At 34.9% G+C, this 23,866-nt stretch carries 22 protein-coding genes; 14 read left to right on the top strand and 8 right to left on the bottom strand.

All coding sequences use genetic code 11. The annotated features are described in order from the left end of the window. Nucleotide 1: 1 nt before the first annotated feature. The 4 genes from A8143_RS00290 to A8143_RS00305 all read left to right on the top strand — a co-directional run bounded on the left by A8143_RS00290 (nt 2) and on the right by A8143_RS00305 (nt 6,154). Nucleotides 2-3,055, top strand: a complete 3,054-nt coding sequence (locus A8143_RS00290) for a T9SS type B sorting domain-containing protein (protein ID WP_175437455.1) — start codon at nt 2-4, stop codon at nt 3,053-3,055. A 128-nt stretch (nt 3,056-3,183) separates the two neighbouring features. Further along, complete coding sequence (ychF, locus tag A8143_RS00295; RefSeq protein WP_070136858.1) at nt 3,184-4,284, top strand: redox-regulated ATPase YchF; 1,101 nt, start codon at nt 3,184-3,186, stop codon at nt 4,282-4,284. 104 nt (nt 4,285-4,388) lie between these two features. Then, nucleotides 4,389-5,441, top strand: a complete 1,053-nt coding sequence (locus A8143_RS00300; protein ID WP_070136860.1) for a sensor histidine kinase — start codon at nt 4,389-4,391, stop codon at nt 5,439-5,441. Next, a complete protein-coding gene (locus tag A8143_RS00305) occupies nt 5,438-6,154 on the top strand; it encodes a LytR/AlgR family response regulator transcription factor (RefSeq protein WP_070136862.1) in 717 nt (238 codons plus the stop codon). Before A8143_RS00300 ends, A8143_RS00305 begins: the two co-directional genes overlap by 4 nt. On the opposite strand, the gene A8143_RS00310 is transcribed toward A8143_RS00305, so the two are convergent. Continuing rightward, the gene (locus tag A8143_RS00310; RefSeq protein WP_070136864.1) at nt 6,144-8,024 is read right to left on the bottom strand and encodes a CocE/NonD family hydrolase; all 1,881 of its coding nucleotides are present in this window, start codon (nt 8,022-8,024) and stop codon (nt 6,144-6,146) included. The genes A8143_RS00305 and A8143_RS00310 overlap by 11 nt on opposite strands. A 192-nt stretch (nt 8,025-8,216) precedes the next feature. Here A8143_RS00310 and rlmD point away from each other — a divergent pair, with 192 nt between their 5' ends. Both rlmD and A8143_RS00320 read left to right on the top strand, forming a co-directional pair. Beyond that, nucleotides 8,217-9,647, top strand: coding sequence for a 23S rRNA (uracil(1939)-C(5))-methyltransferase RlmD (gene rlmD, locus A8143_RS00315; RefSeq protein ID WP_070136866.1), 1,431 nt, complete (start codon nt 8,217-8,219; stop codon nt 9,645-9,647). Between the two features lie 72 nt (nt 9,648-9,719). After that, a complete protein-coding gene (locus tag A8143_RS00320; RefSeq protein ID WP_083261153.1) occupies nt 9,720-11,570 on the top strand; it encodes a PP2C family protein-serine/threonine phosphatase in 1,851 nt (616 codons plus the stop codon). Here A8143_RS00320 and A8143_RS00325 read toward each other — a convergent pair. Then, the gene (locus A8143_RS00325) at nt 11,567-11,950 is read right to left on the bottom strand and encodes a DUF1987 domain-containing protein (RefSeq protein WP_083261154.1); all 384 of its coding nucleotides are present in this window, start codon (nt 11,948-11,950) and stop codon (nt 11,567-11,569) included. The genes A8143_RS00320 and A8143_RS00325 overlap by 4 nt on opposite strands. Before the next feature lie 5 nt (nt 11,951-11,955). Beyond that, nucleotides 11,956-13,017 (bottom strand): SiaB family protein kinase, encoded by a 1,062-nt coding sequence (locus A8143_RS00330; protein ID WP_139134221.1) that lies wholly within the window; start codon nt 13,015-13,017, stop codon nt 11,956-11,958. A 277-nt stretch (nt 13,018-13,294) separates the two neighbouring features. Between A8143_RS00330 and A8143_RS00335 the strand changes: the two genes are divergently transcribed. Genes A8143_RS00335 through A8143_RS00370 form a run of 8 tightly spaced genes read left to right on the top strand, consistent with a single transcriptional unit; the run spans nt 13,295 to nt 19,247 of the window. Then, nucleotides 13,295-13,735, top strand: a complete 441-nt coding sequence (locus A8143_RS00335) for a GNAT family N-acetyltransferase (protein ID WP_070136873.1) — start codon at nt 13,295-13,297, stop codon at nt 13,733-13,735. Nucleotides 13,736-13,738: 3 nt separating this feature from the next. Further along, complete coding sequence (locus A8143_RS00340) at nt 13,739-14,890, top strand: amidohydrolase (RefSeq protein ID WP_070137380.1); 1,152 nt, start codon at nt 13,739-13,741, stop codon at nt 14,888-14,890. Then, entirely contained in the window at nt 14,890-16,038 is a 1,149-nt protein-coding gene (gene alr / locus A8143_RS00345; RefSeq protein ID WP_070136875.1) for an alanine racemase, read from the top strand. The genes A8143_RS00340 and alr overlap by 1 nt, the downstream gene beginning before the upstream one ends. After that, nucleotides 16,038-17,135 (top strand): alanine racemase, encoded by a 1,098-nt coding sequence (locus A8143_RS00350; protein ID WP_070136877.1) that lies wholly within the window; start codon nt 16,038-16,040, stop codon nt 17,133-17,135. Before alr ends, A8143_RS00350 begins: the two co-directional genes overlap by 1 nt. Before the next feature lie 49 nt (nt 17,136-17,184). Then, nucleotides 17,185-17,697: a DUF3124 domain-containing protein gene (locus A8143_RS00355; protein ID WP_070136879.1), complete on the top strand. Its 513-nt coding sequence runs from the start codon at nt 17,185-17,187 to the stop codon at nt 17,695-17,697. 1 nt (nt 17,698) lies between these two features. Further along, nucleotides 17,699-18,289: a c-type heme family protein gene (locus A8143_RS00360; RefSeq protein WP_070136881.1), complete on the top strand. Its 591-nt coding sequence runs from the start codon at nt 17,699-17,701 to the stop codon at nt 18,287-18,289. A 3-nt stretch (nt 18,290-18,292) separates the two neighbouring features. Beyond that, nucleotides 18,293-18,652 (top strand): DUF4180 domain-containing protein, encoded by a 360-nt coding sequence (locus A8143_RS00365; protein WP_070136883.1) that lies wholly within the window; start codon nt 18,293-18,295, stop codon nt 18,650-18,652. 13 nt (nt 18,653-18,665) lie between these two features. After that, on the top strand, nt 18,666-19,247 hold the full coding sequence (locus A8143_RS00370) for a methyltransferase (protein ID WP_070136885.1): 582 nt from the start codon (nt 18,666-18,668) through the stop codon (nt 19,245-19,247). On the opposite strand, the gene gap is transcribed toward A8143_RS00370, so the two are convergent. The 5 genes from gap to A8143_RS00395 all read right to left on the bottom strand — a co-directional run bounded on the left by gap (nt 19,244) and on the right by A8143_RS00395 (nt 23,819). Further along, the gene (gap, locus tag A8143_RS00375; RefSeq protein WP_070136887.1) at nt 19,244-20,245 is read right to left on the bottom strand and encodes a type I glyceraldehyde-3-phosphate dehydrogenase; all 1,002 of its coding nucleotides are present in this window, start codon (nt 20,243-20,245) and stop codon (nt 19,244-19,246) included. The genes A8143_RS00370 and gap overlap by 4 nt on opposite strands. Before the next feature lie 124 nt (nt 20,246-20,369). Next, nucleotides 20,370-21,026 carry a hypothetical protein gene (locus tag A8143_RS00380; protein WP_070136889.1) on the bottom strand — a complete coding sequence of 219 codons (657 nt, stop codon included), beginning with the start codon at nt 21,024-21,026 and terminating at the stop codon, nt 20,370-20,372. Between the two features lies 1 nt (nt 21,027). After that, nucleotides 21,028-21,243, bottom strand: coding sequence for a putative periplasmic lipoprotein (locus A8143_RS00385; RefSeq protein ID WP_070136891.1), 216 nt, complete (start codon nt 21,241-21,243; stop codon nt 21,028-21,030). 90 nt (nt 21,244-21,333) lie between these two features. Continuing rightward, a complete protein-coding gene (gene fdhD / locus A8143_RS00390) occupies nt 21,334-22,137 on the bottom strand; it encodes a formate dehydrogenase accessory sulfurtransferase FdhD (RefSeq protein ID WP_070136893.1) in 804 nt (267 codons plus the stop codon). Beyond that, nucleotides 22,137-23,819: a formate--tetrahydrofolate ligase gene (locus A8143_RS00395; protein ID WP_070136895.1), complete on the bottom strand. Its 1,683-nt coding sequence runs from the start codon at nt 23,817-23,819 to the stop codon at nt 22,137-22,139. Before A8143_RS00395 ends, fdhD begins: the two co-directional genes overlap by 1 nt. Nucleotides 23,820-23,866 lie beyond the last annotated feature (47 nt).

Raw genomic sequence — 23,866 nt, forward strand, 5'->3', positions numbered from 1 at the left:
GATGAAGAAATTATTAGGGATAGCAATCTTATCATCCATTTTTGGCGCGAACACCTTTGCCCAAGGTCCTACGTGTGCAGAGATGGAACCCATATGTACTGATGTTGGTGTGAGTTTTACAGCAGGTGTCGGGGCAGTTTCAGAACCGGGTAATGACTATGGATGTTTATTTACACAACCCAATCCAAGTTGGTATTATTTGGAGATTTCTGAGGCTGGAGATCTTGAAATGGAGCTTTTTGCGGATTCTGATATCGATTTTATTATTTGGGGACCGTTTGATGACTTGGCAGATGCTCAATCAAATTGTGGAACCCTAGGAGGACCAGAGTCCCCTATTGTGGACTGCAGCTATTCTGGCGTAGCTTATGAAACTCCTGAGATTACTGGAGCTGAAGTAGGAGAAGTTTATATTTTATTAATCACGAATTATGCGGCAGTAGTGCAGGACGTAACGCTAGGAAAAATTGGTGGTGAAGCTGAAACTGATTGTGATATTGTAGATATACCACCTTGTACTTCTTATGCAGGAACTTTTACGCTAGAAAAAAATGGTACTGCAATTCCTTCAGATGAACCAGTTTATTTATGTTCAGGTGATGATTTTGAAATTATTTCGAATGATGATTACACCTTGCCAAATGATACTATTCCAGCTCCAATTGGTGATGGAATATACACGGCACAAATAATGTGGTTGATTTATGACGCGGCACCAACTGGGGATGATCCTTTAGCTGATCCTGCTTATACAGGTTTAATAATCCCTTCAGAAGATTTAATGGATGTTCATGATGATGATAGCGAAGTAGGTGCAATGGGCTGTGGAACTTATTATTTTGTACCCGTTGCTGGTGATGATGGTGTAGGAGATGGAGGCTCAAATGATAATGGAAGTGTAACTTGGGATAAAAATGGGAATGGCTGTTATACCCTTGGTGAGGCCATTGTTATTACTTATGCATGCCCAATCACAGCAACTTTACAGGTAAATTGTGGAGGCGACTACATTAACGGAATGGATTTTAATATTGAAGGTGGTAGTGGTGATTATTCTATCGTTAATCTAGGTGAAGGTGATCTTGTAACTGAAGTAGTTCCAAACGGTGGAACGGCTACGGTTGAAAATCTTGAAAATGGTTCAGATTTAGAAATCTTAATTACAGATGAGGAAGGATGTACTGCAATTATTGAAGGTGTGTTCTCTGCTCCTGTTATTAATCCTATAACGATTACCCCAGCTGTATCATGTCCAGACGCTTCAGAAGGAAATGTTGAAGTTTCAATAATTGATGGGTCGGGTCAAGGTGCTCCATATACATTGTCCTTAAATGGTGATGTCACACCGGGAACTACAGCAGATTATGATGATATTGCTGGTACTGCAGTAACAATAATTGCAGTTGATAGTGAAGGTTGTATTAGTGATTCTGTAGTTACTATTACTTCGGCTGGTCACTTTATTGACGTTGACATTATAGTGCAAAATGATGTGACTTGCTTTGGTTTCAATAATGGTTCAGCGGAGATATCGGCTAATCCAGTAAATGAATTTGGAATTGACGACGGTGAAGTGGTTGGAATTGTTTGGACAGACCCTACAGGTACAAATTACCCAGGGGATGAAACAAATACTTCACAAGATGATATGATGCCTGGAACATGGTTTGTAACGATTGTTGATGATTATGGATGCGAAGTAACAATTCCTGTTGAAATTAATACACCAGCAGAATTGGATGTATTTGTTAGTTCGATGAATGAACCTACTTGTTATTTGTATAGTGATGGTTCAATAGATTTAGGAGTTACTGGTGGTACAGGTATCTATAACTTTTCTTGGAAAGATATGCCGGATGAAACAGGTGATGTGTTAAATACAATTGGTGCTGGAGAATATTGGGGGTATGTAACTGATGAAAATGGTTGTGAAGATTCAGTTCTTGTTATAGTAGGACAACCTGATTCTCTTTATGCCGAATTTACAATTAAAGATGTACTTTGTTTTGGTGATAGTACTGGAACAATTGTGGTTGATGATGTATTTAACTCTACAGGTCCTGTAAACTATTACTGGGATTTAGGAGGAGTTATCGATAATCCTCCATCTACTTCTAATATTGCAGATGGTCTTCCAGCTGGAACATATCTAGTAACTATTCAGGATGAATACTGTGATAACTTGTATGAAATCACCATAACTGAGAATAGTAAAATTGAATTCGCAGAGCTGGACTTAGATCCTGCGTATTGTAGGGTTTATGGTTATCAATCAGGTAATGGACAGGTATATGCCGCTGCTACGGGTGGAGTTCCCGACTACGATTATTTATGGTTAGAGGAATCGACTGGTGAAACAACTGAATTCTCAACGTGGGGAGGAAGAAATCCTGGCGATTATACAATTACTGTAATTGATGCTGTTGGCTGTGTAATGACAGAAACGGTTAAATTGGATTCATTGAATCCTGAAGCAAAATTTACAGTGTCCTCAGATCAATTGAATGGTGATTTAAAGGGAACTGAAATTGTTTCGGCAACTTTTACCAATCAATCATTATATTTTGCTAATCCATTAAACCCATTAGCGGATACAACGTTTTTCTGGAATTTTGGATTTGATGACACTTGGGTTCAAAGCAATAATATTGATGATGTTTTTGATACCTTATACACTGGAGAAGCGACATACGATGTTTGCTTAGTGGCAATTAACAAAAATGGATGTCGAGATACAGCTTGTCAAACAATTACTGTTTTTGCAAATCCAAGTTTTATTCCTTTTAATGTGTTCTCACCAGACGGAGATGGAATTAATGACTTATTTACATTCAATCCAGGTGCCAGCGGAGTAGACGTGTTTACTTGTGTCATCGTAGATAGATGGGGTAATACGGTAGTTGAACTCAACAGTGTTGAAGAGGGTTGGAATGGTGATCGACCAAATGGACAGCCCGTGAAGGATGGGACTTATTTTTATACTTATGCCATAACATATACAAATGGCACTACTGATCAGGGCCAAGGAAATATTACTGTCCTAAGAGGTAAGTAAATCAATACGATTATTTTTTAAAAAGGGAGATGCTTATAACATCTCCCTTTTTTGTTTCTCATCGCTTTTTTTAAACAGATCAAAGCAGAATAAAAAGAAAGAATTATCTTTGCCCCTAAAAATTATTCATGGCTTTAAAATGTGGAATTGTAGGTCTCCCAAATGTTGGGAAGTCAACTTTATTTAACTGTCTTTCTAACGCAAAGGCTCAATCAGCTAATTTTCCTTTTTGTACAATTGAACCAAATGTTGGCGTGATCACGGTTCCAGACAATCGTTTAACGGAGTTGGAGGCCATTGTAAAGCCTGAAAATGTTGTGCCGACCGTAATTGAAATTGTAGATATTGCTGGGCTTGTGAAAGGTGCGCATAAAGGAGAAGGCTTAGGGAATAAGTTTTTAGCAAATATTCGAGAAACTGATGCAATTATTCATGTTTTAAGATGTTTTGATGATGATAACATCGTGCATGTAGATGGCTCTGTTGACCCTATCAGAGATAAAGAGGTAATTGATTTTGAATTACAACTGAAAGATTTAGAAACTGTTGATAACAAATTGAAATCTTTGCAAAGAGCAGTTAAATCTGGGGATAAAGAGGTCGTGAAACAGTACGAATTTTGCGAGCGAATTAAAAATGCGCTCGAATCAGGTAAATCAGCAAGAGTAGTGGAGGTAACAAATGAGATTGAAGAAAAATTATCTCATGAAATGCAACTCCTTACTATAAAGCCAGTACTGTACTTATGTAACGTTGATGAAGGTTCTGTCAAGAACGGAAATGCTTATGTTGAAAAGGTAAAAGCAGCTGTAGCGGAAGAAGATGCTGAAGTATTAATTATTGGTACAAAGATTGAATCTGATATAGCAGAATTTGATTCATTCGAAGAACGTCAAATGTTTTTAGATGAATTAGGTTTAGAAGAAGCAGGTGTCAATCGCTTAATTCGATCAGCTTATAAATTGCTTAATTTACAAACTTATTTTACCGCAGGAGTGAAAGAGGTAAGAGCATGGACAATACCAGTTGGTGCTACCGCTCCACAAGCGGCTGGAGTGATACATACTGATTTTGAGAAAGGTTTTATTCGTGCTGAAGTTATGAAATATGAGGATTTTATTAGTCTAAAATCAGAAGCTGCAGTGAAAGAAGCTGGAAAAATGAGGGTAGAAGGTAAAACTTATATTGTGGAAGACGGAGATATCATGCACTTTAGATTTAACGTGTAACTCTTAAGTCCCATTTATCATTAATTTATTACCATTAAAGCTAAGGAAGTAACATTTAAGTATTTTTAGAAAAATGCATTAAAATTTTCTTTAGTTTTAATTTCATGGAGAAAAAACGATTCTTTTATTGGGGGGTACAAGTTGCGGGTTGGACTGCATATTTTATGTTTAGCATTCTATTGCTACTGGCTTCAAATAATTTTGTCTCTACAATCAATGTTTATTTATTTGCAGGTTTATCAATTATTGCTGCGATCCTAATATCACATGGCATTCGTTATATAATTATTAAGCGTTCACTTTTAAAACAGCCAATAGCTAAACTTGTTTTTATTACTCTTGGGTTGTCGGTTTTAGCTGCTTTTAGCTTAGAATATTTACAGTTTCTTTTCGAAATTTTGATCAATATTGATTTTGTAGTTGGAGAAGAAACAGGAACTGAATTTAATTGGCCAAGTTTTCTTTTTGGTGTCTCTCGCTCCATTATACTTTTTTCTCTTTGGTGTGGATTTTATTACGTTTTTGCAATTGTTGAAAAGTCGAGAGAACAAGAAATACTTAATTTAAAATGGGAGGCATCAAAAAATGAAATTGAATTAAAGAATTTAAGAGCACAATTAAATCCGCATTTTCTTTTTAATTCTTTAAATTCTATTCGTGCTTTAGTGGCATTAGATCCAGAACAATCTAAAACATCAATTACTCAGCTGTCAAACCTCCTTAGAAAATCTATTAATCTAGGAAAGTTACGTGTTATTCCGTTAAAAGAAGAACTTGAACTTGTTCGAATTTATTTGGATTTAGAAAGTGTTCGTTTTGAAGAACGATTGCGGACTACAATTAATATTGATGATAATGCTTTGTCATGTGAAATACCACCATTAATGATTCAAACTATTGTTGAAAACGGAATTAAACATGGAATTTCTCAATCGATTGAAGGGGGACTAATTCAGATTAGTGCATCTCATATTAATGATATTTTATGTATTGAAATTAAGAATACTGGTAAATTGGAGAGTGACTTTAGGGAGAAAGGGATTGGAATTGCCAATACAAAGAAAAGACTAGCTTTACTATATGGGAAAAATGCCGACTTTAAGATTGAACAAGTAGGCGACAAGGTTGTAGTTGTAATTAAAATTAAGTATAAATGAGAACGATTATTGTGGATGATGAGCGTTTAGCACGCGAAGAATTAAAAGGTTTATTATCAATATACAGCGAATTAGAGATAATTGGGGAGTATAAAAATGCGATTGAAGCAAAAGCGGCAATTGAGAGAGATTTACCCGATTTGGTGTTTATGGACATTCAAATGCCGGGAGAAAATGGCTTAGACTTATTGTCGAGCCTAAAAAATCCACCCAGAACAGTATTCGTGACGGCTTATGATGAATATGCTATGAAAGCTTTCGAGGTAAACGCTTATGATTATTTGATGAAACCAATTGATAATGATAGATTGGACGAAGTTTATCGGAGATTGATGGAAGAAAATCAAACGCCTAAAAGTGTGCAAAACGCTGAAGTGCTTCGTAAGGGTGATTCGGTTCTAATAAAGGATGGTGATCGTGTATGGTTTATTAAAATGGACGAAATTCGTTTTTTCGAATCTGAAGGGAATTATGTAAAAGTTCATTTCCAAAAAAATCGTCCCTTAATTCTACGTTCATTAAATAGCTTAGAAGAGCGTACTGACCCAAATTTGTTCTTTAGGGCTAACCGCAAGTTTATCATCAATATTAATCACATTATTAGTGTAGAAAATTGGTTTAATGGAGGACTTCAGGTTGAACTTTCATGCGGAACGAAAGTTGAAATATCAAGAAGACAAACCATTAAATTTAAAGATCAATTCAGTCTTTAAATATCGGGAACTCTATTCTACTCGAACGATATATTTTATGTGTAGCTATTGAAAAGTCACTTTTTTTAGCAGCATAAATATCATCCACATAATTCTGGGGGTTTAAATCAAATAAAGGAAACATCGAACTTTGAATTTGAATCATGATTTTATGATCTTTTTTAAAAGTATGAAAGATATCGAGAAGCTCAAGAGCAACACGAGCCTTTTCATTCGAAATAAAAGGAACACCTTCCTCGAAACCATTCCGGTACCTGCCTCTTATGTATCCACACCTTACCAATTGTTGATAACCTGTCATCTTAACATCTTTTAAATCTTTTGAATCTACAGGTCTATTAATAGGGTAGACATCAATGATTTTTACAAATAAATCGGCATCTTCAAGTGTTGTAGAGAAGTCTATATAAGCCTTTATGGTGCCCAGAATTGTTAAATCTTCTTCTAGAATATCAGTTGTAAATGTGAGAACATCTGGTCTTTTACTGGCAAATCGTTGATCTTCCGTAACGTATGATTTTGGAGCCATCATGTGAAAGTCTTCTTCAGAAGTAAAAGGAACAGGGTTAAAAGGATCTGAAATATAACTGTAGTATTCGTTATTTGAAGGAATATTGTTGTTCTTCGTTAAGTTTTTCTCATTCGCCAAATAATAAGTTGAAGATTCCATTGGCTCAGGAAACTTATCGAATACTCGCCATTCTTTTTTACCGGTATCGAATAACTTTACATTAGTGGCAGGTTTTTCGCCTTTGTTTTTGAGATGGTATTCGAAATAAGGAAGTTCAATGTCCCTCATATAATCCTTGGATAAATTATACCCGTAGAAAATGTCACCTAAATAGTATGCGCTGTCTCCGCGGGTGCTGTGTCCGTGTGACCAGGGTCCAAGGACTAATTGAGCATTAGCTTTTGGACTGTTTTCTTTAATATGTTTAAATGAATTTAAAATACCATATAAATTTTGTTCATCGTTCCAACCACCAACAACCATAACGTTTGCAGAAATATCATTGTAGTATTGGGCCCAATTTCGCAGTTTACGATAATCATCGTAAGTCTGATGCTCTTTTATATTTCGCCAAAAAAAATCGTTAGAATCAACGATATCACTAAAATTCGATAAAGCAAGTCGTTCGCGAAAAAATTCGTAGTAATCCGGTTTTTCATCGCCGCTTAAACCGTAAAGTTCTGATTTATTGGGGTACCAAGCAGTATCTGTTGGGTGAGGTCTTGGAGTACCGAACAAACTAACAACAGGTAAATAATTCAGGGCAAATAAACCATTTCGATTAAAGTCTTCAAAATAAAAATTTGTTACCGGTGCAGTCGCGATTACCGCTTTTATAGAGGGATGATTGCATCTGGCTGCAACTAATGTATGCCAGCCTGGATAAGAAGTCCCATATACACCTGCTGAGCCATTGTAATTTTTTAAGTGTTTGTCAAACCATTCAAATGTGTCCCAAGAATCCGTTAGTTCATCTGTTTTAGTTGAATCAAAAAGCGAATAAGGTGGTTTTGTGTTTTCAAATTGTCCTTCACTCATCCAACGACCACGTACATCTTGGATAACAAAGATATAGCCTTCTTTTACCATGTTATGATTGTGATGTATACGCGCGGGTAAAGTGTCTAATCCATACGGTTTTGAACTGTATGGTGTTCGTTTCAATAATACAGGGTACACTTTAGTCGTATCTGTAGGCGAATAAATAGTGGTATGTAATTTAACACCATCCCTCATCTCAATCATTATTTCTGATTTTTGATAATGTTCTTGCCAGTTATATTCATCGTGAGCCTCCTCATTCAAATTGGAGCAAGCTAATAAAATGATTGATAGTGCGAATAATATTAGATTTTTCATGTTTTTTTGATAGGGTGCCAAATATACTGCTTTTTCTTACTGTAACCGTTGATTAAAAAGAATATGGACTTCAGTTGCTTAACTGCTATAAAGGAGGAGAAATTCCAATAATTAAGAAATAACTTATAATAGACGTATTGCTTTTGGTGTTTTCAAGGTCACTTATTAACTTTGGCCAATTATAAAAATAGCATGAAAAGAGGAGACGAAATAGAATTAAAAATATCTGAATATGCTTTCGGAGGTAAAGGGATTTCAAAAATAGATACCCCTAATGGGAAGTATGTCATGTTTGTTGACAATACAATTCCCGGTCAAACCGTTCGTGCTCGTATAGCAAAAAAGCGAAAAAAATATGCGGAATGTAAGCTTTTGGAGGTTATAGAACGTTCAGAGTTTGAGGTAGAATTACCTTATCAACCTATTTCAGGAGCTCCATATATTTCGTTGCCAATAAGCCTTCAACATGAATACAAGAAAGAGTCTACAATTGATCAATATAGAAGGATAGGTGAAATTAAAGATATTGAAACCTTGTTCGACGCTTATATTCCTTCTCCTAATGATTTCAATTATAGAAATAAAATGGAATACTCTTTTTCTACCATACGCCAAGACCTTGCGACAGGTGAAGAATTAGATGATCAATTTGCATTGGGCTTTAAAACAAGAGGGACATGGTGGAAAGTTGAAAATCTTGATGCACCTGACGGATTATTTGATGCAGAATTTGAGAATCAGTTAAAAGATATACGAATATTTCTTGAAAAAACGGGATTGCCTGCCTGGCATCCACCAAAGAAAATAGGATTCTTTAGACATTTAGTTGTCCGAAAATCGTTTAATCAAAATCAGCTGCTTATAAACTTGGTTACCTCTTCTCAGGGATTAGATAAGTTTAATAGAGAGTCGTTTACGGCTTTTATGGTTGATTTATTGGGAGATAGGTTAGCTGGGTTACAGCACACTGTAAATGATGATGTTGCTGATCGTGCAAAAATTGAGAATGGTGAAAATGGTCTTCTTTATGGTACTCCAATAGTATTGGAAAAATTATTGGACTTACAGTTTGAGATAAGCATGGAGAGTTTTTTTCAAACCAATCCGAAAAGTGCTGAAAGACTATATTTAAAGGCCATTGAATATGCTCAACAAGAATTTAGTTTAGAGAATGAGGTTTTAATGGATTTGTTTTGTGGTACTGGTACTATCGGTCAAATAATGGCCAGTCAAATTAAAGGTGTGAAGGTAATTGGGGTCGATATCGTTCCCGAAGCTATTGAAGATGCAAAACGAAATGCGAAACGGAATGGAATTTCAAATCTTGATTTTTACGCTGCGGATGTAGGGAAATTTTTACTTGAATATCCTGATTTTGCAGGAAAAATACATACCATTATGCTTGATCCACCTAGGGCAGGTATCGCACCGAAAACATTAAAAAGAGTAATGGAATTAGGTGCTGAACAAATTGTTTATATTTCTTGTAATCCAGCAACGCAAGCAAGAGATGCTAAAACAATGTCCGACTTTGGTTATGAATTGAAAAAACTATCACTTGTAGATCAATTCCCACATACTAGTCATATTGAGGCGGTTGGACTATTTCTTCGAAGGAAATAATTATTAAACTTGATTCAATTTTTAGGATTTCAACTTTAAAGCCTTATTTTAGTAAGAAAGATAGACTAATTTATGCTCCAACGAATTGTTTTATGCTTTTTGATGTCCATATGTTTTTTAGGGCATGGTCAGCGTGAACCCAGAAAATTAGTTATTGAAGGAACAGTGCTTGGCTACAATAACGATTATTCAAAAACAATTTTCAAAAAAGGAGCAAAAATTCAAATACAAGGAAGCTTGCCAGATGCAATGGTAAGTATCTACGATAGTAAAAATCGTGCACTTTATACAGATAGAACAGGTAAAGGTGGGGAATTTAAAATCACAATTGATCTCGATGGTGAAAAACAATACCTCGTCAAATACAGAAAAAAAGGCTATGGTACCTCGGCATTTTCTATCGATATCCAAAATGTTCCTTATGATTTATACGAAGCAGGTTTGTATTTAAAAAATGTAGAATTAATCTTAAATAATTTTGATTCTGACCACCCATTAGATAAAGGGGAGTCATTTGGAAAGCTTTATTTCGATTCGTACGCTAGTCAATTTCAATTTACTGCTGCCGAATATGAGTATAAAACTAAAATTTTTCAAGAAGAGGACCGGAATAATCAAGCGGATTTAATGATTCGTTCCGTTGAAAAAAATGTGCATTTAAATAAAAATGTCTTAATTGAAGATAAAAGTGATATTGCCGATGATTCAGAATCTTCTAAACGCAGAAATCGGAGTAAAAAGAGGCCACAATCTACTACAATCTCCCTAGATGAGGAACCTCAAAAGGTAGATCTCCCTATAGGTATTATTGAACTTGGAGCACTGAACTTTTCGCCAGATAGTTTAACAGAAGATCGATTGAAAGAATTTGAATCGCGTATAGATGTGGAACGTTCACTCTTGGAATTTGATAAAAAAAGAGCAAAAACGGATGCGGAAAAGCAAGTTATAATGCTGCGTGAGAAACTGTTAAATCGGGCAGAGCGAGATTTAGAAAATGCGAAATCTTTTATTCAGGTCCAAGCAACTCAACTTGCAACGCAAAAGAAACTTACGTTAACAGCCTCAACTCTTGTGGTTCTATTGTTGATTATAGGATATTTGCTATGGACTGCTTATCGTGCTAAAAAGAGAAGTAATGCAATTTTTAAAGAAAAAAACAAAAAGATTAACGATAGTATAGACTATGCTTTAAGGATTCAAAGATCGGTTTTGTTATCACCTGAGGAAATAGAAAAAATAGTTCCTAAGTTTTTTGTTTATTATCGTCCATTGCAAAATGTAAGTGGCGATTTTTATTGGTTTTCAAAAGTTAAAAACTATACGGTTGTAGCAGCTGTTGATTGTACTGGTCATGGTGTGCCTGGGGCTTTTATGTCTTTAATTGGGAATAATCTTTTGAACCAAATTATTAACGATAAACAAGAGCTTTCTCCAGGTCGAATTTTAGATCAGCTACATGCCGGAGTAGTAAAAACACTTAACCAAGAATATAGCTTAGAAAACGCACAAGATGGAATGGATATCTCACTTTGCGTAATCAATAACGATAATCTAGAAATGCAATATGCAGGAGCAATGAATCCTGTTTATGTAATGAAAAAGAGTGGAATTGAGGTTGTAAAAGGTACAATTAAACCAATTGGAGGACTTTTTAGACGTAAAAAAGATAAGGGCTTTGAGGAAACAACAATTCAACTTGAAAAAGGTGATAGGCTCTATTTATTTTCTGATGGTTATATGGATCAATTTGGTGGTCCGGAGAATAAAAAATTCAATATATCAAGATTTAAAGATATGTTACTCGAATTTAAGGAAGAACCAATGGATTATCAAGTAGACAAGCTAGACACAACTTTTGAGAATTGGAAAGGAAATACAGAGCAAATAGATGATGTGCTGGTAATTGGAATAGAAATTTAAATTTCTTTTAGTTGAATAGGAATATCCAAAAACTGCTGAAATTCTAACCCCTTTTGTAACATCAATTCATCGCCTTTTCTGTAAAACCAAGTAACATAACTTTCATTCCCCATTTCTAAAGCATCTTCAAGAACGTAAATAATTCTAAACAATTGTTTTAGTGACCCAGAATTAATGTACTCAAGATAAATTTCTAAATGCGTTTCAACATTAGGTGTTTTATTGTACTCAATTAACCATTCCATCACTGGCTTATAAAACTCAAAGGCGTTTTCAGGTATCGATCTACCTTCAATTCTAAATTTACCAGTTTCTGGGTTCAATTCTACTTGAGGGGTTGATCGCGTTCCTTCGTAAATTAAATTTTCTTTTACCATCATAAATATTACTTTACTGTAGCCGTTAACACGATAAAGCTTTTTTTATCATCAATAGGTTCTATATGATAATCTAAATTACCCTGCGTAAGTTTTAGCATTTCCATAATTCCGATTCCTGCATTTGGCTTGTCATTTTCTTTTAAACCTTTTCTTAATTCTTTGTTATAACGTTTTAATAGTTCAATCTTACCTAAATTTTTTAGTTCATTTAAATGAGAGTTAAAGTTATCCGCTTCGGTATTACTCAAATAATTCCCTGTCTCAAAAATTGTTTCTCCATTTTCACCAAGCTTTATCTGAAAAATTCCCGATTTTCCTTTGGCTGTTTCAAGGGAGTAATTACTCATATTCTGCAAAAGTTCGATAACCAAATAAAGTTTTTGACTTACAGCCGACGAATCAATATTGTTTTTTAAACTACCTTCCAACAGTTCGAATAATGACATCACAACGTCTTGACTGAATTGTCCTTTTTGGAGGATTAATACTTTATTGCTTTTAAGATAGTGATAAAATTCGGTTGTGTCAATATCAAACACATCATTTACGCCAGTTTTCTGGGTATGAAATGCTAGTTCGAATTGAAATTCCGAAGTGTCATTATCCACACGGTGAAAAGTATAGTTAGGTACTTTTTTTGATTTACGAGCCATTTCAATTAAACCAAGACCAGCTCCACCACTTTTATTAAAACCTTTTCCTTGTAAAGCATCCAGATACACCGCTTTTAACTCTTTTTCACTTAATTTTTTAAGACTATCAATGCTAGCGCCGAGTTCGTTCACTTTTCGTTGGTCAACCGGGTTTATACTAACTACAGCATGATGGTTTCCTTTGCTGCGTACAGCAAACAATTTGTCAAATGAGTTATATTTTGGTTGAGAATGGCGAATTACATTTTGGAAACATTCTGTAACGAGATATCTTATTTTCCTTCGAGCAGCTTTGTCAGGGTTAATTCGTGCATCCTGGATCGATACTAAAGCATCCGTTGCTTTGTCAGTAAAATTATCTAAATAGGCAAAAGAGAAATCTTCTTCGCTTAATCGTTTATAAAGTGCATACATGGTCATAGTTATTTGAGTAGGTATTCTAATATATGAATAGTAAATAAAATAGCCATGAGTAATTAGATTAACCCCTTTTATCCTTCGATTAAACTTGATATATAGCTATAAAACAAAAATGGTAGAATCAGTTGGTTTCATTGTTTTACGCGAAAACGATAAAAAAAGCACTTTTTTTAACATGAAATCATGATGAAAAGCATGTTTTTAATGAATAAATCAGTAAAAACTTTGAAAAACGTTTTTTTTTGGTATACTGTAACAAACAAAAAATAACATGAGAAAAACAATCGTATTTGACGCCGTCAATAAGCCGACAGAAATTGAGAAAAAAGAAGTTGTAGAATTCCTTTACCATCAACTTGAGAATTATGGTGATCCGCGTAACGATATAAAAAAGGCAATTGATTATTCCATAAAGGAATTCGCCTCTTTTGGTGGTTTCACAATGCTCCTTAAGGAGAATGAACAAATATTAGCAGCTGTAGTGATAAATAAAACTGGGATGTCTGGATATATTCCGGAAAACATACTCGTATATATTGCTACTCATAGTTCAACAAGAGGAAAAGGTGTGGGTAAAGAATTGATGCAAAAGGCGATCACAAGAGCTAAAGGTGATATCGCGTTGCATGTTGAGCCGAATAACCCTGCAATTCATCTTTATAAAAAATTAGGGTTTGCGAACCCTTACTTAGAAATGCGATTAAAGCGGTGAATGATGACAGACTATTTAGAAGACATATTACCTCGTTTGGTTAAACTTCGAAAAGAATTACATGCGAATCCTGAGTTAGCATTGGAAGAATTTAAAACAGCTGCTAAGATTGTTGATTATGCAAAACAACACACAAATTCAAAGATTCATCAATTGACAGAAACAGGAATTCTTTTAGAATTTAATTCAGGAATAAATGGTCCGTCCGTTTTAATTCGTGCGGATATCGATGCATTGCCAATTGAAGAGATAAACACCTTTGCACATCGTTCAATTATTGATGGGAAATCACATAAATGTGGACATGACGGGCATACCGTTATATTATTAGGTCTAGCAGAATTATTATCATACACTGAAATTAAAAAAGGGAAAGTATTGTTGTTATTTCAACCAGCTGAAGAAAATGGTAAAGGAGCTGAAGCAATTCTAAATTCAAGCTATTTTGATGGATTGGATATTGACTATGTCTTTGCTCTTCATAACTTACCTGGTTTCAAAAAACATCAGATAGTGAACAAATCACATGCTTTTAATGCCAATGTCAAAAGTATGATAATTCGATTAAATGGTAAAACAGCTCATGCCGCCGAACCAGAAATGGGTGTCAATCCTGCAAGAATTATATCGAAAATAATCGATTATGCATCAGATATTACAATAAATCAACCCGAACGTGATGATTTTTTTCTAATCACACCTGTTCACATAAATATGGGTGAAAAAGCTTATGGCGTCTCTGCCGGGTTTGGAGAAGTACATTTGACAATTAGGAGTTGGAGTTTGGAATTATTCAATGAAAAGGTCAAATCCTTAGAAAATTTCATCAAACTTAATGCAAAGGAAGAGGGCATTGACACAGAAATAAGTTGGACACAAGTTTTTTATGCAAACATGAATAACGATGATGCAATCCGAATTATTGAAACAGCAGCAAAAAAGAATGAATTGGAACTACAAAAAATGCAACATGGTTTTAAATGGGGCGAAGATTTTGGATTATTTACTCAAAAATACAAAGGAGCAATGTTTGGTTTGGGTGCCGGAGAGAATTGTTCAGCTTTACATAATCCAGACTACGATTTTCCGGATGAAATAATACCGACGGGTATCAAACAATTTTATCAAATTATAAAAAATATTTTAAACAACTAATGGAACACACTTCTTATATTGAATTATCCAAAAAAGCTTTAAAAAATAATATTGAATTCATTAAGAAAGAGTTAGGACAAACAAAATTATCCGCAGTAATTAAAGGCAATGCATACGGGCATGGGTACAAAGAGTATGCACCTTTATTATATGATTTTGGAGTGCGCCATTTGAGTGTTTTTAGTGCAGATGAAGCTTTTGACGTCCTAAATGTATTGCCAGATAACATTACACTTTTAATTTTAGGCTATATTGATGATGTGCAATTGGAGTGGGTAATTCAACAAGGCATTGAATTTTATGTTTTTGACATCGAACGGTTAGATAAGGCGATTCAAATGGCAAAAAAGTTAAATAAAAAAGCCAAAATACATATAGAACTGGAGACAGGAATGAATCGAACTGGGTTTGATTCGAGAGAACTGACTACGATTATTTCGAAAATTGAATCCGAATTATTATTTATTGAATTGAAAGGGGTATGTTCTCACCTTGCTGGAGCAGAAAGTATTGCGAATTATAAAAGAATTTCCGACCAAATAACAAATTTTAAAAAATTCATACCGTTGGTTGATTCAATTAAAAATTCTGCTACTGATTTTCATTTGGCTTGTTCTGCGGCAAGTATACAATATCCTGAAACGAAGCTTGATTTGGCGCGAATCGGAATCTTGCAATATGGGTTTTTCCCAAGTAATGAAGTTTTAGTACAGTATCTAGCAAAGAAAAATTCAACCGTTAATCCATTACAAAGGGTTATCTCCTGGAAAACAAAAGTGATGGATTTGAAAACTGTAAAAAGAGGGGAGTTTATCGGATATGGAACATCTTACTTTACTAATCGAAACACGGTGATTGCGCTGATTCCTGTCGGTTATTCGCATGGTTTTAGTCGATCATTAAGTAATCAAGGTAAGGTTTTAATAAGAGGAAAAAGGTTCGATGTTATTGGCATTGTAAACATGAATATGATGGCGGTGGATGTTACTGAGAATAGCGCGATAGAAAAGGGTGATGAAGTCGTACTAATCGGCCAGCAAGGATCTCAGGAGATATCGGTATCTTCCTTCAGCGATTTTAGTGATCAGGTAAATTACGAGTTATTAACTCGCTTACCATCAAAAATAACCCGATTAATAAAGGAGTAATGGCAGAATTAATAATACATACGAATAAGATTAGAAATAATATTACGTTTTTGAACGAATATTTTAAAGATAGGAATATAGTCTGGAGCCTTGTAACGAAGGTTTTCTCTGGAGATAAAGAATTCTTAAAACGAATTTTAACCAAAGAGACAATTCAAGGAATTTATTCCGTAGGTGATTCAAGATTAACCAGTTTAAAAAACCTAAAGTATGTTAATCCAGAATTGAGGACAATCTACATAAAGCCTCCCGCAAGGATATACGCCGAAGAAGTTGTTAAATATGCTGATATTTCATTGAATACCACTTTTTCAACCATTGAAGCATTAAATGAAGCCGCGAAAGCACAAGATAAGATACATCAGATCATTATCATGATTGAATTAGGTGAATTAAGAGAAGGGGTTAAAAGAGATGATATAATGGGGTTTTATGAAAAAGTATTTGAATTTTCCAATATTGAAGTTGTTGGAATAGGATCTAACTTAGGGTGTATGTATGGTATTGAACCGACATATGATAAACTCCTTCAATTATCACTTTATAAAGAGCTAATTTCTGAAAAATTTAATAAAAAGCTCCAACTGGTTTCTGGAGGAACGTCCATCACACTTCCTTTAATTGAACAGGCAGAAATTCCAAAAGATATTAATCATTTTAGGATAGGTGAGTCTGCTTTTTTCGGGGTTAGTCCGCTTGATAATAAACCATTTAAAGAACTTGCTACAGATACATTCGAATTCAACGCAAATATTATCGAATTAGAAGAGAAAAAAATTGTACCAGAAGGTCGAATTAGTGAAGCAAATATTGGTCATACAGCTGAATATGACGAAAAGAATCGAAAAGAATCATCGTTCAAGGCAATTCTGGATTTTGGAATGTTGGATGTTGATGAAAAAGATATCACTGCAGTTGATCAAAATATTCAATTTGTTGGGATTACATCAGATATGCTAGTCGTTGATTTAGGGAGCAATAAAGATAAAGAAGGCAATAAGTTGTACAATGTAGGTGATAAAGTTCATTTTATCCCGAATTATATGGCAGTAGCACGACTTTTAAATTCAAAATTTATCGATCGCATTTTTAAATAGCTATATCTCATTAATTGTTTATTTTTACCTAGGTTCTTAAGTTTTTATTATGAAATATTTCCTTTATTTATTTCTATTCGGATTTGTATTAAGCTCATGCAAGCAAGAACAAGAGTATAGTTCCATTGATCCTATAAACTGGGAAAAGCGAATGCTAAATAGTTTTACGCCAGACTCAACTTTTGAGAATGGTGAGACTTATTTGTCCGTTTATTCTGAGATTTATAGTTTATCAGAGCATCGAACTCATGATTTAACAGCAACGATTAGTCTTAGAAATATCAGTCCTGCCGATTCAGTTTATATTCATTCCGCTATATATTATGATACGCACGGAAACAAAATAAGATCATATTTCGAGAATCCAATTTATCTTTTGCCTTTTGAAACTGTTGAAATTGTTATTGATGAAGCTGATGAAACAGGAGGAACTGGAGGTAACTTTCATTTTCAATGGTCGAAAAAATTAAATGTACCAGCACCGTTATTTGAGGCGGTTATGATTTCGACTTCTGGACAACAAGGAGTGTCATTCGTTACAGTTGGAAAGAAAATAAATTAATATGAAGTTCAATATTGGATTAGTAATTGTTTTTTTAACTCTTTCTTGCAGTGATACGAATCACGACGAGAACATGGATAAATCGAAAATAGACGAGAATACTATAATTCGAATTCAAAAAGGGAAAGAACTAGCTATGAAAGCTGGGAATGAACTAATGGCTAATTTGACGTTGGCAATAGCTGAAAAAGGGACTGTTAATGCGCTTGAATTTTGTGCGACAAAAGCCATAGATCTAACAGATAGCATATCAAATGAGTTAGGCGCCTATTTACGGAGAGTTTCGGATAAAAATAGAAACCTGAATAACGCTGCGAATGCTCAAGAGTTAAGTTATATTTTAAAGGCCAAAAAAACCTTAAATAGTGGGGGAGACGTAAAACCTCAATTGACACAGGTTGGAACTAAATCCATTGGTTATTATCCCATAATCACCAATTCCTTATGCATGCAATGTCACGGTGATCCAAGCACAGAAATAGAAGAAGAAACACTCAGGAGAATTGACAGCCTTTATCGGGATGATAAAGCAAGAGGTTATGATGTAAACGAGTTAAGAGGAATTTGGGTGGTTGAAATGAGTCACGAATAACGTATGAAAATAATTACACATCAAATAAATAAGATCAAATTTGCTGAGATTGAAGATCAATCAACTATTATAAATTCGATTGAGGCAGCAAAAGATCTACTTGGAGAAGTTTATTATCAGGGATATGATGGAATTATACTTCACCAAAAAAATATTGATCCAGCTTTCTTTGATTTGAAAAATAAAATGGCCGGTCATATTCTACAAAAATTTTCTACTTATCGAATAATTTTTATTGTTTTAGGTGATTTTAAAGAATTTACAAGTAATAGTTTGAATGATTTCATATGGGAAAGCAACAAGGGAAAAATGGTAAACTTTTTGGCAGATATTAAAGCCGTACAAAATAGATATTCCAACTAAAAGCACGATAAATATGAGTAAAAATTACTGGAATAATCGGTGGAAAAATCGAGAAACAGGATGGGATATTGGGGCTGTATCTGCCCCCCTGAAAGCGTATTTTGATCAAATCGAAGATAAATCATTAAGAATTTTAATACCTGGATGCGGAAGTGCATACGAGGCAGAGTATTTAATGGAAAATGGGTTTTCTAATACACATATAGTCGAAATTTCTCCAGAAGCAGTAAAGGTTTTCAAAAACCGCTATCCTAGCTTTCCAAAACATCAAATTTTTGAAAAAGATTTTTTTGAACTAAATGAAAAGTTTGATTTGATTGTCGAACAAACCTTTTTTTGTGCTATTCCACCTTCAATGAGAACTTTATACGTTGAAAAAATGCATGATTTACTGAATGAAAATGGCAAACTTATTGGTCTTTTGTTTGACTTCCCTCTCGATCAAGGTCCTCCCTATGGGGGGAGTAAGAAAGAGTATACAACTTTATTTGAACCTTATTTTGAGCTTGAAAAATTGGAACAGGCCTATAATTCAATTCCACCAAGAGCCGGGCGTGAATTTTTTATAAACTTCAGGAAAAAAGGAAACGTTTAGTTCGGCTTTCCTAGTTTGATAATCAAATCCACCAATCTGTTTGAATATCCAGCTTCGTTATCGTACCATGAAACAATTTTAACCATTCTTCCAACAACTGAGGTCAACAACGAATCAAATGTTGCAGAATAAGGACTGCCAAGAATGTCAACTGAAACAATTGGGTCTTCAGTGTAATCCAAAATTCCTAATAGTTCATTTTCGGCAGCTGCTTTGAACGCATTATTGATGTCTTTGGGAGCAATTTCACGATCCATTATAAAGGTCATATCTGTTAACGAACCATCCGGCACCGGTACACGAATTCCACATCCTCCCATATGTCCTTCCAACTCTGGGAAAATTTTGGTAATTGCTTTGGCTGCTCCCGTTGTGGTAGGAACAATTGATTCGGCCGCAGCCCTTGCTCTTCTTAAGTCTTTATGAGGAGCATCATGCAACCGTTGGTCCGAGGTGTAAGAATGAACTGTTGTTATATAGCAGCTTTCGATTTTACCTAGCGTTTTCATCACATGAACAAGTGGTGCTGCAGAATTAGTCGTACAGGAGGCATTCGAAATTATTTTCTCATCACCGTTGATGATTTCATCGTTGACACCTAAAACGACAGATTTAATATTGTTTGACTGCGGAGGAGCACTTAAAATTACTTTTTTAGCACCTGCATTGACGTGCTTTATTGCAGCATCTTCTGTTCTAAAAACTCCTGTTGATTCAATGACATAATCAATGGATAAATCATCCCAAGGTAAATCTCCTGGATTTTTAATACTCAACATTTTGATTTTGTTGTCATTAATATATAAATGCGCCTTGTCAGATTTTACAGTGCCAGCAAAACGACCGTGTACCGAATCGTATTTAAAAAGATGACCCAAAGTAGATGTGTCTGACAAATCATTTATCGCAACTATTTCTATTTCAGGATGATTGATTGCAATACGCGTGAAGTATCTACCAATTCGTCCAAATCCATTAATTGCAACTCTAATTTTCATGACTCTAATTTTATGGTTTGAAGTTAATCATAATCGTTCATAATGGTTCGAATTAATGACTTTAAATAAAGAAAAAAGAGCAACAGGAAAGTTGCTCTTTTCTAAACTCACTTTGAGTAATTGATTATTCTGCAATTAAGTTTCCTAAATTTGAGATATTCTCTTTTTGAGCTGTAATTTTAGTTTTTATTGCGTCAACTTTAGCTTGAGCGGCATCAATTTTAGCAAAACGTTCATTTGCCTCTTCTAGAGTGATATCTTTTTTATCTAAAGCGGCTTGAACACGCTCACGAGCAGCAGCTATTTTATCAGCGGTACCTTGAACAGAGGATTCAATTTCAGCGACCTTTTTATCAGCGGTTTCTTTTTTCTCTTTGGCCTTAATTTCAGCCTGTTCTGCGCGTTCAGCAGTAACTTCGCCAGCATTTTCTACTGTTTGATTAACCTGTTTATCGGCATTTTCTTCAGTTTTTCCGAGTTCTTCTTTTACTGATTCTACCGTTTCGTCAAGACCTTCTTCGAGCGCGTTGTTTACTTGACTTTCAATACCTTCAACTTCCTTATTTAACTGACTTTTCGTTTTTTCAATCTCAGTTTCTGAAGTTTGCTTAATTTCTTCTTGAGCTGCTTTTACTTGATCAGCACCTTCTTTTTCAACTTTTTTAATCTCTTGTTTACTATCCGATTCTACACCTTTTATTTTATTTCTTAGTGTACCATCTTGAGCATATAATCCTACAGCTAAAAATGCAGCAAATACAGTTAAAATTATCTTCTTCATCTTATATACCATTTAAAAGTGAATCAACTTCATTGTTTAACGCGTTTACATTCTCCTCCAGATCTTTTAAACCTTCGTCTACTTTCTTTGTGGCATTTTCTAATTCTATCACTTCCTCCACATTGATCTGTTCTTCCAATTCTTCGTTGGCAGTTTCACTTCCTCCGCAGGCAGTGAAAGTAAAAGCTATTACAGCTCCGAATATTAATTTTTTCATTGTTTAAATTTTTTGACCGAATGTATGAAAAAAAAGTTCTAATACATGTATTTTTCGACTGTTGGAATGAATTCTCAGTTGAATTGTAGCTTATTTGAAGTCAATACGGTTTGGGTTCGCATAAACGGTTGTCTTAGAGTTTCTTGAAAAGCCTAAAATGGTTATTCCGAACTCTTTTGCAAAATCGATAGCGAGCGAAGAAGGAGCTGATACCGCCATTATAATAGGAATTTTAGCTCTAAAAGCTTTAGAAACAATTTCATAGGATACACGGCCGCTGAACATGAGAATTTTAGCATCAGTAATTAGTTGTTGTATTATGAGTTGTCCAACGACTTTGTCCAAGGCATTATGACGCCCAATATCTTCATGAATAGCTAATAAATTTTGCTGATATGAAAACGCTGCTACACCGTGACAACCACCAGTTGCTTTAAACAACTGTTGATTTTCTACAAATATTTCTTGCATTTTACGGAGGGTTTTTATGCTCACTTTTTTGGTGTTACTTGGAAAGTTACCAGTTGGAACATGGAGATCTTCAAGGGATTGTTTACCGCAAATTCCACAAGAGGAAACCGATAATAAACTTCTTGTGCTTATATAGCCATTTCCAAGCTGATCTGGGTTAACTTCCAAATTAATTCGATTGATTAAATTTCGTTCATCACGTTGGACCTGATAATTTGGAATGTAATCTGCTGGAAGAACATTTTCGGCATATAAGAGACCAATACTTAATTCGAGTTCATTACCTGGTGTTTGCATAACCACGGTAAAAGGTTTATCGTTAATATTGATTTCTAAAGGTTGCTCTATAGTTAAAGAGTCGGTAACTTTTGTCACCGACTCTTTTATAAATTTATAACCTTCGTATTTCGCTAAGCCATCCATTAAGACAATCCTGAAATTTTACCGGAATTATCTATGGTCATTCCTTCTGAAGCAGGAGTAGCAGGTAGTCCAGGCATTCTCATCATGACTCCTAAAATAGGTATAATAAATCCAGCACCAGCTGCAAATTCAAACTCTCGTACATTCACGTTGAAGTCCGTTGGTCTTCCAACTAGTTTGTCATTATCAGAAAACGATTTTTGAGTTTTAGCCATGCATATTGGTAAATGTCCAATACCTAAATCTTCAATCTTCTTAAGGTCCGTTAGCGCTTTTTTAGAATATTCTACGCCATTTGCACCATAGATTTCTTTTGCTATGGTTTCAATTTTTTCAGTGACAGACTTATTCCAATCATATAATGGTTTAAACTCGTTATTTCCTCCTTCAACAATTTCTACGACAGCATTTGCCAAATCCGTCATACCCTCACCACCATCAGCCCAACCTCGTGCTACTATAGCTTTTACACCTTTATCTGCGCATCGCTTTTGAATCAGTTCTACTTCTTCCGCTGTATCAGTTGGGAATGCATTAATTGCAACAACAGGATTTAATCCAAATTTTTGCATATTTTCGATATGTTTATCCAAGTTTTCTAATCCTTTAGAAACTCTTTCAGGGCTTGCGGTGTTATATTCTTCTTTTACAGCGCCACCGTGATGTCTTAAAGCTCGAATGGTAGCAACAAGGACAGTCGCCTTTGGTTTTAAACCTCCTGATACACATTTAATATTTAAGAATTTTTCCGCTCCTAAATCTGCTCCAAAGCCAGCTTCGGTAACTACGTAATCGGATAACGATAATCCCATTTTAGTTGCAAGAATAGTATTAGTTCCTTGCGCAATATTAGCAAAAGGTCCACCATGAATTATTGCCGGATTACCTTCTAATGTCTGAACCAGATTAGGTTTGATAGCGTCTTTTAACAGAATTGCCATTGCGTTTTCCGCTTTTAAATCCCGCGCGTAAATAGGTTTTTTGTCAAAGGTAAGCCCGATATATATATTTCCTAATCTTTCTTTAAGATCTTCAAAATTTTCAGCCATACAAAGAATAGCCATTACTTCAGATGCAGGTGTGATATTGAAACCATCTTCTCGAGGTATACCATTACCTGTTCCACCCAGTCCGATAACTATGTCTCGGAGCGCACGATCATTCATATCCATGACGCGTTTCCAACCAATTGTTCTCGGGTCAATACCTAAACTCTTTGTTTTACTTTGAATGTTATTATCAATTAACGCAGAAAGTAAATTATTTGCTTTTTCAATTGCTGAAAAGTCACCCGTGAAATGGAGGTTAATATCTTCCATTGGCACCACTTGAGCATATCCTCCGCCAGCTGCACCACCTTTAATGCCAAAAACTGGTCCTAAAGAAGGCTCTCTCAAAACCACGGTAGTTTTTTTTCCAATTTTATTTAAACCTTCGGTTAAACCTATTGAAGTTGTCGTTTTTCCTTCTCCGGCTGGAGTAGGGGTAAGAGCTGTTACTAAAACCAAATTGTTTTTTTCTATGTTATTCGGATTTATTAGCGATAAAGGAAGTTTAGCTTTGTACTTTCCATAGAGCTCTAAATCATCTTCTGAAATATTAAGTCTTTTCGCAATAGTAGCGATATGTTGCATTTGTGCCGCTTGAGCGATTTCAATATCTGAACCTACTTTTTTTGTCATTTTGTATTAATTTTTGAAGAGACAATATAATAATTATTTGACCATTG

It is taken from the genome of Crocinitomix algicola (assembly GCF_001661595.2).
In the GTDB taxonomy this organism is placed as follows: Bacteria; Bacteroidota; Bacteroidia; order Flavobacteriales_D; family Crocinitomicaceae; genus Crocinitomix; species Crocinitomix algicola.